Origin of the sequence: Streptomyces sp. NBC_00984, assembly GCF_045162475.1 — a bacterium.
GTDB lineage: Bacteria > Actinomycetota > Actinomycetes > Streptomycetales > Streptomycetaceae > Streptomyces.
Genome location: NZ_CP108734.1, coordinates 2,328,579 through 2,344,681, shown reverse-complemented (window position 1 = coordinate 2,344,681; position 16,103 = coordinate 2,328,579). Strand labels below are relative to the sequence as shown.

Sequence of the window (16,103 nt, the reverse complement as noted above, 5' to 3'; positions counted from 1 at the left end):
GACCCGTACGCTGGTCAAGCTATGACGAAGCCATCCCTTCCCGAGCTCCTGCACGCCGCCGTGACCGCCGTCGGCGGTACGGAACGACCCGGCCAGGCCGCCATGGCCGGGGCCGTCGCCGAGGCCGTCGACGACAATTCCCATCTGCTCGTCCAGGCCGGTACCGGCACGGGCAAGTCCCTCGGCTACCTGGTGCCCGCGCTGGCGCACGGGGAGCGGGTCGTGGTGGCCACGGCGACGCTGGCGCTGCAGCGCCAGCTGGTGGAGCGCGACCTTCCGCGCACCGTCGACGCCCTGCACCCGCTGCTGCGCCGGCGCCCCCAGTTCGCCATGCTCAAGGGCCGGTCGAACTACCTCTGTCTGCACCGGCTCCATGAGGGAGTGCCGCAGGAAGAGGAGGAGGGGCTCTTCGACCAGTTCGAGGCCGCCGCTCCGTCGAGCAAGCTCGGCCAGGATCTGCTCCGGCTCCGGGACTGGTCCGACGAGACCGAGTCCGGTGATCGCGACGACCTCACCCCGGGGGTCTCCGACCGTGCCTGGGCGCAGGTCTCCGTCTCGTCCCGCGAATGCCTGGGCGCCAGCAAGTGCGCGTACGGCGCGGAATGCTTCGCCGAGCTGGCACGTGAGCGGGCCAAGCTCGCCGATGTCGTCGTCACCAATCACGCCCTCCTCGCCATCGACGCCATCGAGGGCGCCCCGGTGCTCCCGCAGCACGAGGTGCTGATCGTCGACGAGGCCCATGAGCTGGTCTCCAGGGTCACCGGGGTGGCCACCGGCGAGCTCACCCCCGGCCAGGTCAACCGCGCGGTGCGCCGCGCGGCGAAGCTGGTCAACGAGAAGGCCGCCGACGCACTGCAGACCGCGTCGGAGGGGTTCGAGCGCGTCATGGAGCTGGCGCTTCCCGGCCGCATGGAAGAGGTTCCCGAGGACCTCGGCTACGCGCTGCTGGCGCTGCGCGACGCCGCGCGCACGGTGATCTCGGCCCTGGGAGCCACCCGGGACAAGTCCGTCCAGGACGAGGACGCCGTCCGCAAGCAGGCCCTGGCGTCGGTGGAGACGATCCACGGCGTCGCCGAACGCATTACCCAGGGCTCGGAGTACGACGTCGTCTGGTACGAGCGCCATGACCGTTTCGGCGCGTCCGTACGGGTCGCACCGCTCTCCGTCTCGGGGCTGCTGCGCGAGAAGCTCTTCACCGAGCGGTCCGTAGTCCTGACCTCGGCCACGCTCAAGCTCGGCGGGGACTTCAACGGGGTGGGGGCCTCGCTCGGCCTGGCTCCCGAAGGCACCGCGGGCGACGACATCCCGCACTGGAAGGGACTCGACGTCGGCTCGCCGTTCGACTACCCGAAGCAGGGCATCCTGTATGTCGCCCGGCATCTGGCCACACCGGGGCGGGAGAGTTCCCGCACCGACATGCTGGACGAGCTCGCCGAACTGATGGAGGCGGCGGGCGGGCGCACCCTTGGGTTGTTCTCTTCCATGCGGGCGGCCCAGGCCGCCGCGGAGGAGCTGCGGGGCCGGCTGGACAAGCCGATCCTGCTGCAGGGCGAGGAGACGCTCGGCGAGCTGATCAAGAATTTCGCGGCCGATCCCGAGACCTGCCTCTTCGGCACGCTGTCGCTCTGGCAGGGCGTCGATGTGCCGGGGGCCAGCTGTCAGCTGGTGGTCATGGACCGCATCCCGTTCCCGCGTCCCGACGATCCGCTGATGAGCGCGCGCCAGAAGGCGGTCGAGGAGGCGGGAGGCAATGGGTTCATGGCCGTCGCGGCGACGCATGCCGCGCTGCTGATGGCCCAGGGGGCCGGCCGGCTCGTCCGGGCCACGGGCGACAAGGGCGTGGTCGCGGTACTCGATCCGCGCCTGGCCAACGCCCGGTACGGCAGCTATCTGCGGGCCTCGCTGCCCGACTTCTGGTACACCACCGACCGTAACCAGGCGCGCCGCTCGCTCGCGGCGATCGACGCGACGGCCAAGGCCGACGGCAAGTAGTCCGCTTCGGGTGCCCGGCGGCATGGGCAGGGCCCCGGGATCGGCGCAGTGGATCCCGGGGCCCGGTCGGAACCGGCGAGCTTCACACCCGCCGCAGTACTGCCACCACCTTGCCGAGGATCGTCGCCTCGTCGCCCGGGATCGGCTGGTACGCGGAGTTGTGCGGGAGGAGCCACACATGGCCGTCCTCCCGCTTGAAGCGCTTGACCGTTGCCTCGCCGTCCAGCATGGCTGCCACGATGTCGCCGTTCTCCGCGACGGGCTGGCGGCGCACGGTGACCCAGTCGCCGTCGCAGATCGCCGCCTCGATCATCGAGTCACCGACGACCTTGAGCACGAACAGCTCGCCGTCACCGACGAGCTGGCGGGGGAGGGGGAAGACGTCCTCGACCGACTCCTCGGCGAGGATCGGGCCACCGGCCGCGATCCGGCCGACCAGCGGAACATACGACGCCGCGGGCTTGCCGGTCGTATCGGTGGGCTGCGAACTGGGCTGGTCCGAACCACGGACCTCGTACGCCCGCGGGCGGTGGGGGTCGCGGCGCAGGAAACCCTTCCGCTCCAGGGCCATCAGCTGATGGGCGACGGAGGACGTGCTGGACAGGCCGACCGCCTGACCGATCTCCCGCATCGAGGGCGGGTAACCACGCCGCTGCACGGAATCCCGGATCACCTCGATCACGCGCCGCTGCCGGTCCGTGAGCCCCGAGCTGTCCGCCCGGATTCCAGGAGGTCGGCCGGGCAATGAGCGCGCCGGGCGCGCGGGCTCTGGCCCCTCCATGTTCGTGACTGAGTCATTCATGGCATGCACCGGCTCGAATCGGCTCTGGGAGCGGTCCTGGGCAGTGATGGTGGCACTGTCTGCGGTGGTGGTCACGTCGGCCCCTCTCGAATGGTCTCCCTAGCTGGACAACGGTAGTAGCTTTCGAAAGGTTGCGCCAAACACACGTTCGAGTGAAAAACGAATAAAAGTCTGCCGTGTGTTCTCTGTCAGGTGTATGTGCGATGACCGAGAGGCCAGGGCCCCCTTGCGGGCCGACCCGCAATTCGGGCTATTACGGTAGCGGCCACCGGTGCGGCGCCGCCACGCGGGGTGGCCGTCGGGCCGTTGTCCGGGTCCGACAGCGGGAGCCCCGCAATCCTGGCCGCCGCACGGTTCCCGTAACCTCGTACGCGGCCTTAGGCTGCCTGCCGGTCGCTCGTGATGCGCGACACGCGGTAGGGCCGAATGCGCGGCCAAACCCAAGATCTAGTGGTTGGATTGTTCCAGCCACCCAGAAGTTGTGGTCCCCGGTCCGCCGAGGGTGTGGCCATCGCCTATGCTTGTGACAGCTTCCAGGAGCCCCGACGGGCCCTGAAGAGGCTATTCAGTCGTGCTGTGAAGGAGGGTTGGGAGCCATGCACTGCCCCTTCTGCAGGCACCCCGACAGCCGGGTCGTCGACAGTCGCACCACCGACGACGGCACGTCGATCCGACGCCGTCGCCAGTGCCCCGACTGCTCCCGCCGTTTCACGACGGTGGAGACCTGCTCGCTGATGGTGGTGAAGCGCAGCGGCGTGACCGAACCCTTCAGCCGTACCAAGGTCATCTCCGGCGTGCGCAAGGCGTGCCAGGGCCGGCCGGTCACCGAGGACGCCCTCGCCAAGCTCGGCCAGCGGGTCGAGGAGGCGGTGCGTGCCACCGGCAGTGCCGAGCTGACCACCCATGACGTGGGTCTGGCCATCCTCGGCCCCCTGCAGGAACTCGACCTCGTCGCGTACCTGCGGTTCGCGTCCGTGTACCGGGCGTTCGACACACTCGAAGACTTCGAGGCCGCCATCGCGGAACTCCGTGAGCGGCGGCCTCCCGTGGAGGAACGCGGGAGGGGCGAGACCCTTGAGGTCCCCGTTCCCGCCGTCGCCGCCGACTGATCGGCGCCGGCCGGTCGACACGGTTCCGTGGATCGGCGGCAAGGCGGCTTCATAGACCTGCTCCGGGCGCTCTGCGTGGCGTCCGAGGCATCAGAGACAGACTGTGCCCCGGGAAGTTCTGGGCACTTCAGGGTGTTTTTGCCCACATATGGGAGGCGGCATGACAGAGACGGCGAGCGGCCCGGCACGAGGTTCCCGAACCAAGGGAGCCAAGTCGAGCAAGGGTCTGCGTATCGAGCGCATCCACACCACCCCCGGCGTGCATCCGTACGACGAGGTGGCGTGGGAGCGCCGTGACGTCGTCATGACCAACTGGCGCGACGGTTCGATCAACTTCGAGCAGCGTGGCGTCGAGTTCCCCGACTTCTGGTCGGTGAACGCGGTCAACATCGTCACCAGCAAGTACTTCCGCGGGGCCGTCGGCACCCCGCAGCGCGAGACCGGTCTGCGACAGCTCATCGACCGGATCGTGAAGACGTACCGCAAGGCCGGCGAGGACCACGGCTACTTCGCCTCTCCCGCGGATGCCGAGATCTTCGAGCACGAGCTGGCGTACGCCCTCCTGCACCAGATCTTCAGCTTCAACTCGCCGGTCTGGTTCAACGTCGGAACGCCCCAGCCGCAGCAGGTCTCCGCCTGCTTCATCCTGGCCGTCGACGACTCCATGGAGTCGATCCTCGACTGGTACAAGGAAGAGGGCATGATCTTCAAGGGCGGCTCCGGCGCCGGCCTGAACCTCTCCCGCATCCGCTCCTCCAAGGAACTGCTGTCCTCCGGCGGCAACGCCTCCGGCCCGGTGTCCTTCATGCGCGGTGCCGACGCCTCCGCCGGAACGATCAAGTCCGGTGGCGCCACCCGGCGCGCGGCCAAGATGGTCATCCTCGACGTCGACCACCCCGACATCGAGAACTTCATCGAGACCAAGGTGAAGGAAGAGGAGAAGATCCGCGCCCTGCGCGACGCGGGCTTCGACATGGACCTGGGCGGCGACGACATCACGTCCGTCCAGTACCAGAACGCCAACAACTCGGTGCGTGTGAACGACGAGTTCATGAAGGCCGTCGAGTCCGGCGGCAAGTTCGGGCTGCGTGCCCGCATGACCGGCGACGTCATCGAAGAGGTCGAGGCCAAGTCCCTCTTCCGCAAGATGGCCGAGGCCGCCTGGGCGTGCGCCGACCCGGGCATCCAGTACGACGACACCATCAACGCCTGGCACACCTGCCCGGAGTCCGGCCGGATCAACGGCTCGAACCCCTGCTCCGAGTACATGCACCTGGACAACACCTCGTGCAACCTCGCCTCGCTGAACCTCATGAAGTTCCTCAAGGACGACGGCAAGGGCAACCAGTCCTTCGAGTCCGAGCGCTTCGCCAAGGTCGTCGAGCTGGTCATCACCGCGATGGACATCTCGATCTGCTTCGCGGACTTCCCGACGCAGAAGATCGGCGAGAACACCCGCGCCTTCCGCCAGCTCGGCATCGGCTACGCCAACCTCGGCGCCCTGCTGATGGCGACCGGCCACGCCTACGACAGCGACGGCGGCCGCGCCCTCGCCGGCGCCATCACCTCGCTGATGACCGGCACCTCGTACAAGCGCTCCGCCGAGCTCGCCGCGGTCGTCGGCCCGTACGACGGCTACGCCCGCAACGCCGAGCCGCACCAGCGCGTCATGAAGCAGCACTCCGACGCCAACGCCGCGGCCGTCCACATGGACGACCTGGACAACCCGATCTGGGCCGCCGCGACGGAGGCCTGGCAGGACGTCATCCGCCTCGGCGCGAAGAACGGTTTCCGCAACGCGCAGGCCTCGGTCATCGCGCCCACCGGCACCATCGGCCTCGCGATGTCCTGCGACACCACCGGTCTTGAGCCCGACCTCGCCCTGGTCAAGTTCAAGAAGCTGGTCGGCGGCGGCTCGATGCAGATCGTCAACGGCACCGTCCCGCAGGCCCTGCGCCGCCTGGGCTACCAGGAGGAGCAGATCGAGGCGGTCGTCGCCCACATCGCCGAGCACGGCAATGTGATCGACGCCCCCGGTCTGAAGACCGAGCACTACGAGGTCTTCGACTGCGCGATGGGCGAGCGTTCCATTTCCGCGATGGGTCACGTGCGCATGATGGCCGCGATCCAGCCGTGGATCTCCGGCGCGCTCTCCAAGACGGTGAACCTGCCGGAGACGGCCACCGTCGAGGACGTCGAAGAGGTCTACTTCGAGGCGTGGAAGATGGGCGTCAAGGCGCTCGCGATCTACCGCGACAACTGCAAGGTCGGCCAGCCCCTCTCCGCGAAGACCAAGGAGAAGGAGAAGGAGGCGGTCACCGCCAAGGCCGAGGAGACCATCCGTACCGCGGTCGAGAAGGTCGTCGAGTACCGCCCGGTCCGCAAGCGTCTCCCCAAGGGCCGTCCCGGCATCACCACCTCCTTCACGGTGGGCGGCGCCGAGGGCTACATGACCGCCAACTCCTACCCGGACGACGGTCTCGGTGAGGTCTTCCTGAAGATGTCGAAGCAGGGCTCCACCCTCGCGGGCATGATGGACGCCTTCTCCATCGCCGTCTCGGTCGGCCTGCAGTACGGCGTCCCGCTGGAGACGTACGTCTCGAAGTTCACCAACATGCGCTTCGAGCCGGCCGGCATGACGGACGACCCGGACGTGCGGATGGCACAGTCGATCGTCGACTACATCTTCCGCCGCCTCGCGCTGGACTTCCTGCCCTTCGAGACCCGCTCGGCACTCGGCATCCACTCGGCCGAGGAGCGCCAGCGCCACCTCGACACGGGTTCGTACGAGCCCTCCATCGAGGACGAGGAGCTGGACATCGAGAGCCTGGCCCAGTCCGCCCCGGTGCGGACGGAGCCGCTGAAGGCGGTGGCCGCGGTGCAGGAGGCGGAGAAGCCCGCCCCGAAGACCGCGCACACCTCGGCGGAGCTCGTCGAGATGCAGCTGGGCATCAGCGCGGACGCGCCGCTCTGCTTCTCCTGCGGTACGAAGATGCAGCGCGCCGGCTCCTGCTACATCTGCGAGGGCTGCGGCTCGACCAGCGGTTGCAGCTGACAGGCTGCCCGATCGCGTGGGACGCAAGGTCCCGCATGATGTGCCCGGGTAGCTGAACCGCAGCTCAAGGAGGGCGTCGACTTCCGGTCGGCGCCCTCCGCGGTCGTACGGTCCCGGGCCGGCGCGCGACGTCCCTCGCGGTGTGGCACGATCTCGCAGGTGACCAGCAGACCCGATGAGGCTCAGCGCCTGCGCGACCTTGCGCGGTTGCGTCGTGTCCGTGACCGGATCGACCGGGAGTTCGCGCAGCCACTGGATGTCGAGGCGCTCGCCCGTGGTGTGCACATGTCGGCAGGGCACCTGAGCCGCGCGTTCCGGCTGGCGTACGGCGAGTCGCCGTACGGATACCTGATGACGCGGCGCATCGAGCGGGCGATGGCGCTGTTGCGGCGTGGTGATCTCAGCGTCACCGAGGTCTGTTTCACGGTCGGTTGCTCCTCGCTGGGCACCTTCAGTACCCGCTTCACCGAGCTGGTGGGCATGCCGCCCAGCGCCTACCGGCGCGAGGCCGCGCGCGCCACGGTGGGGATGCCGTCGTGCGTGGCGAAACAGGTGACCAGACCGATCAGGAATCGAGAAGCGCGGTCACAGGGCCAGGATTAGCGTGACGGCCATGGACATCACGATTCACTCGAGCTTCCTTCCGCACGAGGACCCGGACGCCTCTCTGGCCTTCTACCGCGACATCCTGGGCTTCGAGATCCGCAACGACGTCGGGTTCGGCGGGCTGCGCTGGATCACGGTCGGCCCCGCCGGCCGGCCCGGCACGTCCATCGTCCTGCATCCGCCGGCCGCGGATCCCGGCGTCACGGAGGAGGAGCGGCGCACCATCACCGAGATGATGGCCAAGGGCACCTACGCCATCATCACCCTGGCCACCGCCGACCTCGACGGCACCTTCGACCGCCTCCAGGCCGGCGGTGCCGAAGTCGTCCAGGAGCCGACCGAGCAGCCGTACGGGATTCGCGACTGCGCCTTCCGCGATCCCGCCGGCAATCTCATCCGCATCAACGAGGTGCGCTGAACCGTCCGGCGACCGCGGCCACGAGCCGCACCGACGAAGCAGAACCGGACGTACCGTTCGGCGCCCGAGATGCCGAGCCGGGCGACGCAGACGGCGACGGGGACCGCGAAGGCGGCTCCGCCCAACAGATGGAGACACGATGAGCATGGCCAAGAGGACGGACACGCGGTCGTCTGCGCCGCACACTGCCGACAGCCACGACCTGATCCGTGTGCACGGCGCGCGCGTGAACAACCTCAAGGACGTCAGCATCGAGATCCCGAAGCGCCGGCTGACGGTGTTCACCGGCGTCTCCGGTTCGGGCAAGAGCTCGCTGGTGTTCGGCACCATCGCCGCGGAGTCGCAGCGGCTGATCAACGAGACGTACAGTGCCTTCGTGCAGGGTTTCATGCCGACCCTCGCGCGGCCCGAGGTAGACGTACTCGACGGCCTGACGACCGTGATCACCGTCGACCAGCAGCGCCTCGGTGCCGATCCCCGCTCCACGGTCGGCACCGCCACCGACGCCAACGCGATGCTGCGCATTCTCTTCAGCCGGCTGGGCAAGCCGCACATCGGCTCGCCCCAGGCGTTCTCCTTCAACGTCGCCTCGGTCCAGGCGAGCGGTGCGTTCAAGGTCGACCGCGGTGCCGACCGGACCAAGACCGTCAAGCGGACCTTCACCCGCACCGGCGGCATGTGTACCCGCTGCGAAGGCCGGGGCACGGTCTCCGACATCGACCTCACCCAGCTCTACGACGACTCCAAGTCGATCGCCGAGGGCGCGTTCACCATCCCCGGCTGGAAGTCGGACAGCTTCTGGACCGTGCGCGTCTACGCCGAGTCCGGCCTCCTGGACCCGGACAAGCCGATCCGCAAGTTCACCAAGAAGGAGATGCAGGACTTCCTCTACCGGGAGCCGACCAAGGTGAAGGTCGAGGGTGTCAACCTCACCTACGAGGGGCTGATTCCCAAGATCCAGAAGTCGTTCCTGTCCAAGGACAAGGAGGCGTTGCAGCCGCACATCCGGGAGTTCGTGGAGCGGGCGGTCACCTTCACCACCTGCCCCGAGTGCGACGGCAGCCGACTGAGCGAGGAAGCCCGCTCGTCGAAGATCAACAAGCTGAGCATCGCCGACGCCTGTGCGATGCAGATCAGCGACCTGGCCGAGTGGGTGCGCGGCCTCGACGATCCGTCGGTGGCTCCGCTGCTCGCCGCGCTGCAGCGGACCCTCGACTCGTTCGTGGAGATCGGTCTCGGCTACCTCTCGCTCGACCGGCCGTCGGGCACGCTGTCGGGCGGCGAGGCGCAGCGCGTCAAGATGATCCGCCACCTCGGCTCCTCGCTCACCGACGTCACCTATGTCTTCGACGAGCCCACCATCGGTCTGCACCCCCATGACATCCAGCGGATGAACGACCTGCTGCTGCGGCTGCGGGACAAGGGCAACACGGTGCTCGTCGTGGAGCACAAGCCGCAGACGATCGCCATCGCCGACCATGTCGTCGACCTCGGCCCCGGCGCGGGTACGACGGGCGGCGCCGTCTGCTTCGAGGGCACCGTCGAGGGGCTGCGGGCCGGCGGCACCGTCACCGGCCGCCATCTCGACGACCGGGCGGTCGTCAAGGAGACGGTGCGCGAGCCCACCGGGGCGCTGGAGATCCGCGGCGCGACGGCACACAACCTGCAGGGCGTCGACGTCGACGTCCCGCTCGGCGTGCTGACCGTCGTCACCGGTGTCGCGGGGTCCGGCAAGAGCTCGCTCGTGCACGGGTCGATCCCCGCGGGCGCGGACGTGGTCTCGGTCGACCAAGGGGCCATCCGCGGGTCGCGACGGAGCAATCCGGCGACGTACACCGGACTGCTCGACCCGATCCGCAAGGCGTTCGCGAAGGCCAACGGCGTGAAGCCGGCGCTGTTCAGCCCCAACTCCGAGGGCGCCTGCCCGACGTGCAACGGAGCCGGCGTCATCTACACCGATCTGGCGATGATGGCCGGCGTCGCCACCACCTGCGAGGAGTGCGAGGGGAAGCGGTTCGAGGCATCGGTGCTCGACTACCACCTCGGCGGCCGCGACATCAGCGAGGTGCTCGCGATGTCGGTGACCGAGGCCGAGGAGTTCTTCGGCGCCGGCGAGGCGCGCACACCGGCCGCGCACAAGATCCTGGAGCGGCTCGCCGACGTCGGGCTCGGCTACCTCAGCCTCGGCCAGCCGCTCACCACGCTGTCCGGCGGCGAGCGGCAGCGGCTCAAGCTGGCGACGCACATGGCCGAGAAGGGCGGTGTGTACGTCCTCGACGAGCCGACCACCGGACTCCACCTCGCCGATGTCGAGCAACTGCTGGGCCTGCTGGACCGGCTCGTCGACTCCGGCAAGTCGGTCATCGTCGTCGAGCACCACCAGGCGGTCATGGCGCATGCCGACTGGATCATCGACCTGGGTCCGGGCGCCGGTCACGACGGCGGCAGGATCGTCTTCGAGGGCACCCCCGCCGACCTCGTCGCCGCCCGCTCCACCCTCACCGGCGAGCACCTCGCGGAGTACGTCGGGGCCTGACCCGGGCCTGCGCGATCCTCCGCCGCAGGCCGACCCGAAGGGGACCGACCGCGGGCCGGTCCCCTTCGTCGTGTCCGCCGTGCCGCGGCTCCGCGGTCCGGGCCGGGGCCGCGTGCCGCGACGTGCCAGTCACATGCCGGGCGTACGGCTTCCCATCGTCGCGGCGAACGAATCGGGGTCGCCGTCGAAGCCCCGGACCGTACCGTGGAACTCCCAGGCCCCGGAGGCGCCCCGGACGAACTCGGCCACGGTTGCCGCAGTGGCCGCGCCGACCGCCGAGAAGTCGTCCTCCGCCAGGTTCGTGTAGCCCTCCCGGACCTGAACAGCGGTGTTCGCTATCTCGGCGAACGTCCTGCGGCCGTCGCGCTGCTGGATGGCGACCCCGACGACGACCCGGGTGTACGCGGTCGACAACCGGCTCAGTTCCAGAGTCATCTCCTCGTCGAAGCCGAGGCCCTGGCCGGTCCTGCTGTCGCGGTTGAGGGTGATGGTGCCGTCCGGCGAGCGGCTGTCGAAGTGCACGAGGTACGCGGGGCTGCCGTACGGCGCCTCGGCGAGGTAGGTCGCCGCGATGATGTCGAGGTCATGGGCCGGTGCGCCATGAGGGCTGGGATCCCATTTGAGTCTGACTTCGACCTTGTCTATGTCCTTGTTGGGCGTGCTCATCGGACTTGCCTCCCTGGCTTTCCGCTGGGCCGTCGGGCCGTTCACATCACCCGATCATGTCTGTAACCGACCGTGGATCCAACCGGCTTGGATTTCGGCGATGGAATCGGGCCATCGGTGTCCCGCGGCCGCACGGCTCCGTGGCCTCGTGGCCGCTTCGGTTCAGTGGGGTATGCGGCGCGGCGGTCGCTGCCGGACCTCGTCCCGGAAGAGCTTGATGGCGCTGCTGACCTGACGGATGAGATGGGTGTGCTCGATGCGGTCGAGATAGAGGCAGTTGCGAGCCACGCCGTCCAGCTCGAAGGCGAAGCAGAGCGTCATCAGAGGGTTGATGAACAGCTCGCTGCCACGGGTGCGCGAGGTGAACCTGACGTCCCCGAAGTCCCCCTGGACGGCGGCGGCGATCGACCCGTTCACGATGCTGGGGTGGTCGGGCGTGTGGTGCTGGGCGTGTGCCACGGCGTCGACGAAGAGCGCGCCCTCACGCGTCGTACGGGATACGGAGAACGCGCCGAGACAGGAACCGTCGCGTTCGAGTGCGGCGATGTTCTCCAGTACGAGGCCGTGGCTCACCCCGTGATACGCGTCGATGCCGAAGCCGATGGACACGACGAGGCGTTCCGGTACGTCGATCGCGGCGAGCGCGGCGACGCTGGTCAGATCCTCCTCCGGTGTGCCGAGGCCGGATTCGTCGCCGCGCATCAGGATGTCCGTACCGCCGTCGACCAGGACCACCGCGTCGATGTCGTACTTCTCGATCAATGCCCGGTAGGCAGCGCGCAGCGGTTGTACGCCCACCCGGGAGAAGGCGTGGACCGTGTGCGGATAGCCGTGCAGATCGAGCCACTGGGCGAGTGTCCGTTCCGGGAAGTACGCCTGGTGGAGGGCCGTTTCGGGGGTGATGGCGGCGACGTCCGGCGCGAGCCAGGAATCGAGGGGCAGCCCTTCGAGAGCGCTGAACGACAGATTGGCGAGCTGTACGTGCTTGCCCTGGTGGAACAGGGAGAGCGCGATGGGGAGTCCCGCGTAGATGTCGAAGCCGCCGCCGGCCCCTGCGACGAGGACACGTTCCGCGGATTCGAGCCGGGTGAACAGGGGGTTGGTGTGCAGCGAGACCGTGGAGGCCATTCTGCGTTTCATGGCGGTCACTTAGGGCCTACTCTGCCCGAGCGTGACCCGTGACACGCCCGGCACCGTACGATGGCGCGGTGCTGGTCAAGTGGATTCGTTGCACCGTGGTGGACCGTCGAGGTTTTGAGCGGGGGCAGCGGAAGTGGGCGGGGCTGCTGGGCGAGCCCGGGTTCAGGGGACAGGGCGGTGGGTGGAGCCGAGGGCGTCCGGACGTGGCGCACGTCTTCACCTTCTGGGAGAACCGCGTCTTCTACGACTCGTTCATGGCGCGCGCGCACGACGGCCTGGCTGCCGCGCAGTCCGGTACGTACAGCGGTCTCCAGGTCAAGCTCTTCGAGCACCGCTTCGATGTGAAGACGGGCTTCGAGCCGCGCTTCACCGATGCGGATGTGGTCCGGGTGGCGCACAGCAAGGTGCGCGAGGACCGGGTGGAACACTTCGCGTTGATGCAGGAGAGGGTGTGGAATCCGGCGATGGCCGGTTCGCCCGGCATGCTGCGGGGGGTGTTCGGGGAGGCGCCGGGGCAGGAGTTCCTCGTGTTGTCGATGTGGCAGTCGAGCGCCGAGCGCGGCAAGTACCGGGCGGGGAGCATCGAGCGGCTGTCGCAACGGGCGCAGACCGAGGACGACGTGGCGGAGCTGGCGGGAGACGTCGTGCGGTTGGAGCCGTCGTGGACGGTGTGACCGGTACGGCCGGACGGGTACGGCCCAGGCGATGAGCCGGGGGCGCTCCGGGCGGCCCATCAGGTGGATTCGGCAGGGGAGTTGAAGACTCCGGCGCGGGCGGCTGCCAGAGCCGCGTCGGCGGACTGGTCGGCCAGTGTCCCGTCGACGGGCTCGCGGGTGATGAACAGTCTGAGGAACAGGGGCGAGATCACGGCCCTGACGAGCGCTCCCGCGTCCGTGCGCCGGTCCAGCTCGTGCCGGGAGACGGCGCGCGCGACGATGACCTCGCAGCGGGCGAACCGCTGCGCGTAGAAGGCGTTCAGCGCGTCCGCGGCACGCTCGGACTGGAAGGCCGCGGCGACGAACGCGGTCGGTGCGGCCGCTGCGGCGGGGTCCTCGAAGGAAGCGGCCGTCGTCTGCGCCAGAGCGCGCAGATCTCCTTCCAGGCTTCCGGTGTCGGGCGGGGTCCAGCTGTCCTCCCCGGCGAGGTCCAGGGCGTCCACGACGAGCCCTTCGAGGTTTTCCCAGCGGCGGTAGAGGGTCGTCTTGTGGATGCCGGAGTGCTCGGCGACGTACTCGACGGTGAGGCCCGGGTAGCCGTGCTCCACCAGGCCGGTGAGGACGGCATCACGGACCGCCGCGCGGGTACGGGCGGTTCTGCCGCCCGGACGGCTGGTGCCGGGGGCGAGCGGGGGCGTCGGCAGGCCGGTCTCCTGGGTGGCTCGCTGTCCAGTCAATTGCTACTCCAGTTGCATTAGTGAGTCCCAGTGTGCCACACTCGTCTTAATGCGACAACGATTGCGTTAGCTCGGAGGTGTCCTTGTCCACACAGATCTCGCTGCGCGGCGTGACCATGTCCCGTGGGGACAGGCTGTTGCTCGACGATGTCTCGCTGACCGTGCGCCCGGGTGAACGCATCGGGATCGTGGGGGAGAACGGCGCGGGGAAGACGACCCTGCTCCGGCTCCTCGCGGGGCTCGAACAGCCCGATTCCGGGAGCGTGTTCGCGGTCGCCGACCGCGGCACCGGTCTGTTGCCCCAGACCCCGCGGCTGCCGCCCGAAAGCACGGTCCAGGACGCGATCGACGACGCGCTGGCGGAACTGCGCGCGGTGGAGCGGGAGTTGCGGGTGGCCGAGGCGGACCTCGCTGGGGCCGACGATGCCGCGCTCGCCGCCTACGGAGACCTTCTCACCGAGTTCGAGTCGCGCGGGGGATACGAAGCGGACGCACGCGTCGACAAGGCGATGCACGGCCTCGGTCTCGCGCACACGGGACCGGCCAGAAAGCTGGGCAGCCTCTCCGGCGGCGAGCAGGCGAGACTGGGTCTTGCCTGCCTGATCGCGGCGTGCCCCGAGGTGATGCTGCTCGACGAACCCACCAACCACCTGGACGGAACCGCGCTCGACTGGCTGGAGGGTGCGTTGCGGTCCCATCCCGGCACGGTGATCGCCGTGTCCCACGACCGGATCTTCCTGGAGCAGGTCGCCACCGCGGTGCTGGAGGTCGACACCGACCGGCGGACGGTCGTGCGCCACGGCGGTGGCTACGCGGGATTCCTGGCCGAGCAGCATGCCGCACGGCAACGCTGGGAGCAGTCCTACGCCCAGTGGTGCGAGGAAACCGGGCAACTGGAGGAGTACGCGGCGACCACCGCCCATGGCGTCGCCACCGGCCGCGCCATCAAGGACAACAACAAAATGGCGTACGACCGGGCTGCGGGCCGGGTCCAGGCCTCCGTGTCCGGCCGGGTCCGCAACGCACGCAAGCGACTGGAACGGCTGAGGGCACGGCCCGTCCCCAGGCCGCCGGACCCCCTGCGCTTCGCCGCCCTGCCCACGGCCGGCGCGGCCGAGGGGAAGCTGGTCTCCCTGACGGACATACGGGTCGGTGGCAGACTCGCGGTCGACCGGCTCTCCGTGGCGGCGGCCGGCAGACTGCTGATCCACGGCGGAAACGGGGCGGGGAAGTCCACCCTGCTCCGAGTCATGGCGGGCTTGCTCGAACCGGACGCGGGCCGCGTGGTCCGGCGGGGCGGGATCGGCTACCTCGCGCAGGAGATACCGGCGCACCGCCCGGCGGAGTCCGTGCTCACGGCATTCGGCCGCGGACTGCCGCTCACCGATGACGAGCAGGCGGAACTGCTGCTCTCGTACGGGCTGTTCCGCTCCCGGGACCTCCGGGTGCCGGTCGGATCGCTTTCGGCGGGGCAGCGCAGACGGCTCGCCCTCGCCCGTCTCCTGGCCCGGCCCGCGGATCTGCTGCTGCTCGACGAACCAGCCAACCACCTGGCCCTCGGACTCGTGCAGGAGCTGGAGGAAGCGCTGGCCCACTGGCCGGGTGCGCTGGTCGTGGTCTCGCACGACCGGCTGCTGCGCAGCCGCTTCGACGGCGACATCCGGCGGATGGATTCCGGACAACTGCTCGAATGAGCCAAGGTCGATCTAGGGTCGGTACATGGCACGACCGCAACGCATTGTCCTCGTCCGGCACGGGGAGTCCGAGGGCAACGCCGACGACACGGTGTACGAACGTGAGCCGGACCATGCGCTGAGGCTCACCTCGACAGGGCTGAGACAGGCCAGGGAGGCGGGAGCGCGGCTGCGCGCGTTGTTCGACGGCGAGCGGGTCAGCGTGTACGTCTCGCCCTACCGCCGTACCCACGAGACATTCAGATCTCTCGGCCTGGACCTGGAGCGGGTGCGGGTGAGGGAGGAGCCGCGGCTGCGGGAGCAGGACTGGGGAAACTGGCAGGACCGCGACGACGTGCGGCTGCAGAAGGCGTACCGGGACGCGTACGGCCACTTCTTCTACCGCTTCGCGCAGGGGGAGTCCGGAGCCGATGTGTACGACAGGGTCGGGGCCTTCCTGGAGAGCCTGTACCGGAGTTTCGAGGCGCCCGACCATCCGAAGAACGTTCTGCTGGTCACGCACGGACTGACCATGCGTTTGTTCTGCATGCGCTGGTTCCACTGGTCGGTTGCCGAGTTCGAGTCGCTGTCCAATCCGGGCAACGGGGAGACCAGGGCGCTGATACTCGGAGAGGACGGGCGCTACACCCTTGACCGGCCGTTCGAGCGCTGGCGTACCCCAGAGCCGTACGGCATCACCGGATAGAGTGGAG

Annotated in this window: 13 protein-coding genes; 9 read left to right on the top strand and 4 right to left on the bottom strand. The window is 69.0% G+C overall.

Annotated elements, in window-relative coordinates; all coding sequences use genetic code 11:
* The first annotated feature begins 21 nt into the window (after nucleotides 1-21).
* On the top strand, nucleotides 22-1,992 hold the full coding sequence (locus OG520_RS10020; protein WP_406012939.1) for an ATP-dependent DNA helicase: 1,971 nt from the start codon (nucleotides 22-24) through the stop codon (nucleotides 1,990-1,992).
* An 82-nt stretch (nucleotides 1,993-2,074) separates the two neighbouring features.
* Here the strand turns inward: OG520_RS10020 and lexA are convergent, their stop codons facing one another.
* Nucleotides 2,075-2,869: a transcriptional repressor LexA gene (gene lexA, locus OG520_RS10015; protein WP_072488421.1), complete on the bottom strand. Its 795-nt coding sequence runs from the start codon at nucleotides 2,867-2,869 to the stop codon at nucleotides 2,075-2,077.
* A 521-nt stretch (nucleotides 2,870-3,390) separates the two neighbouring features.
* Here lexA and nrdR point away from each other — a divergent pair.
* The 5 genes from nrdR (at nucleotide 3,391) to OG520_RS09990 (ending at nucleotide 10,518) form a co-directional block, all read left to right on the top strand.
* A complete protein-coding gene (nrdR, locus tag OG520_RS10010) occupies nucleotides 3,391-3,903 on the top strand; it encodes a transcriptional regulator NrdR (protein ID WP_093898913.1) in 513 nt (170 codons plus the stop codon).
* A gap of 160 nt (nucleotides 3,904-4,063) precedes the next feature.
* Nucleotides 4,064-6,958, top strand: a complete 2,895-nt coding sequence (locus OG520_RS10005; protein ID WP_266427678.1) for a vitamin B12-dependent ribonucleotide reductase — start codon at nucleotides 4,064-4,066, stop codon at nucleotides 6,956-6,958.
* 159 nt (nucleotides 6,959-7,117) lie between these two features.
* Nucleotides 7,118-7,561: a helix-turn-helix transcriptional regulator gene (locus OG520_RS10000; protein ID WP_266427680.1), complete on the top strand. Its 444-nt coding sequence runs from the start codon at nucleotides 7,118-7,120 to the stop codon at nucleotides 7,559-7,561.
* Between the two features lie 10 nt (nucleotides 7,562-7,571).
* Nucleotides 7,572-7,982, top strand: a complete 411-nt coding sequence (locus tag OG520_RS09995; RefSeq protein ID WP_389981217.1) for a VOC family protein — start codon at nucleotides 7,572-7,574, stop codon at nucleotides 7,980-7,982.
* Between the two features lie 139 nt (nucleotides 7,983-8,121).
* On the top strand, nucleotides 8,122-10,518 hold the full coding sequence (locus OG520_RS09990; protein ID WP_406012938.1) for an ATP-binding cassette domain-containing protein: 2,397 nt from the start codon (nucleotides 8,122-8,124) through the stop codon (nucleotides 10,516-10,518).
* A gap of 129 nt (nucleotides 10,519-10,647) precedes the next feature.
* Here OG520_RS09990 and OG520_RS09985 read toward each other — a convergent pair whose 3' ends face one another.
* Entirely contained in the window at nucleotides 10,648-11,184 is a 537-nt protein-coding gene (locus OG520_RS09985; RefSeq protein ID WP_406012937.1) for a TerD family protein, read from the bottom strand.
* 162 nt (nucleotides 11,185-11,346) lie between these two features.
* Complete coding sequence (locus OG520_RS09980) at nucleotides 11,347-12,324, bottom strand: DUF1152 domain-containing protein (protein ID WP_406012936.1); 978 nt, start codon at nucleotides 12,322-12,324, stop codon at nucleotides 11,347-11,349.
* Nucleotides 12,325-12,392: 68 nt separating this feature from the next.
* On the opposite strand from OG520_RS09980, the gene OG520_RS09975 reads away from it, so the two are divergent.
* A complete protein-coding gene (locus OG520_RS09975; RefSeq protein ID WP_406012935.1) occupies nucleotides 12,393-12,998 on the top strand; it encodes a YdbC family protein in 606 nt (201 codons plus the stop codon).
* 59 nt (nucleotides 12,999-13,057) lie between these two features.
* On the opposite strand, the gene OG520_RS09970 is transcribed toward OG520_RS09975, so the two are convergent.
* A complete protein-coding gene (locus tag OG520_RS09970) occupies nucleotides 13,058-13,717 on the bottom strand; it encodes a TetR/AcrR family transcriptional regulator C-terminal ligand-binding domain-containing protein (RefSeq protein ID WP_399330405.1) in 660 nt (219 codons plus the stop codon).
* Between the two features lie 83 nt (nucleotides 13,718-13,800).
* Here OG520_RS09970 and OG520_RS09965 point away from each other — a divergent pair, with 83 nt between their 5' ends.
* Nucleotides 13,801-15,411, top strand: a complete 1,611-nt coding sequence (locus tag OG520_RS09965; protein WP_406012934.1) for an ABC-F family ATP-binding cassette domain-containing protein — start codon at nucleotides 13,801-13,803, stop codon at nucleotides 15,409-15,411.
* Nucleotides 15,412-15,436: 25 nt separating this feature from the next.
* Entirely contained in the window at nucleotides 15,437-16,096 is a 660-nt protein-coding gene (locus OG520_RS09960; protein WP_406012933.1) for a histidine phosphatase family protein, read from the top strand.
* The last annotated feature ends 7 nt before the right edge of the window (nucleotides 16,097-16,103 follow it).

Coding starts and splice junctions, on each gene's coding strand:
- OG520_RS09990 (WP_406012938.1), top strand. CDS start 8,122: ATGAGCATGGCCAAGAGGACGGACACGCGGTCGTCTGCGCCGCACACT.
- nrdR (WP_093898913.1), top strand. CDS start 3,391: ATGCACTGCCCCTTCTGCAGGCACCCCGACAGCCGGGTCGTCGACAGT.
- OG520_RS09985 (WP_406012937.1), bottom strand. CDS start 11,184: ATGAGCACGCCCAACAAGGACATAGACAAGGTCGAAGTCAGACTCAAA.
- OG520_RS09960 (WP_406012933.1), top strand. CDS start 15,437: ATGGCACGACCGCAACGCATTGTCCTCGTCCGGCACGGGGAGTCCGAG.
- OG520_RS10005 (WP_266427678.1), top strand. CDS start 4,064: ATGACAGAGACGGCGAGCGGCCCGGCACGAGGTTCCCGAACCAAGGGA.
- OG520_RS10020 (WP_406012939.1), top strand. CDS start 22: ATGACGAAGCCATCCCTTCCCGAGCTCCTGCACGCCGCCGTGACCGCC.
- OG520_RS09995 (WP_389981217.1), top strand. CDS start 7,572: ATGGACATCACGATTCACTCGAGCTTCCTTCCGCACGAGGACCCGGAC.
- OG520_RS09980 (WP_406012936.1), bottom strand. CDS start 12,324: ATGAAACGCAGAATGGCCTCCACGGTCTCGCTGCACACCAACCCCCTG.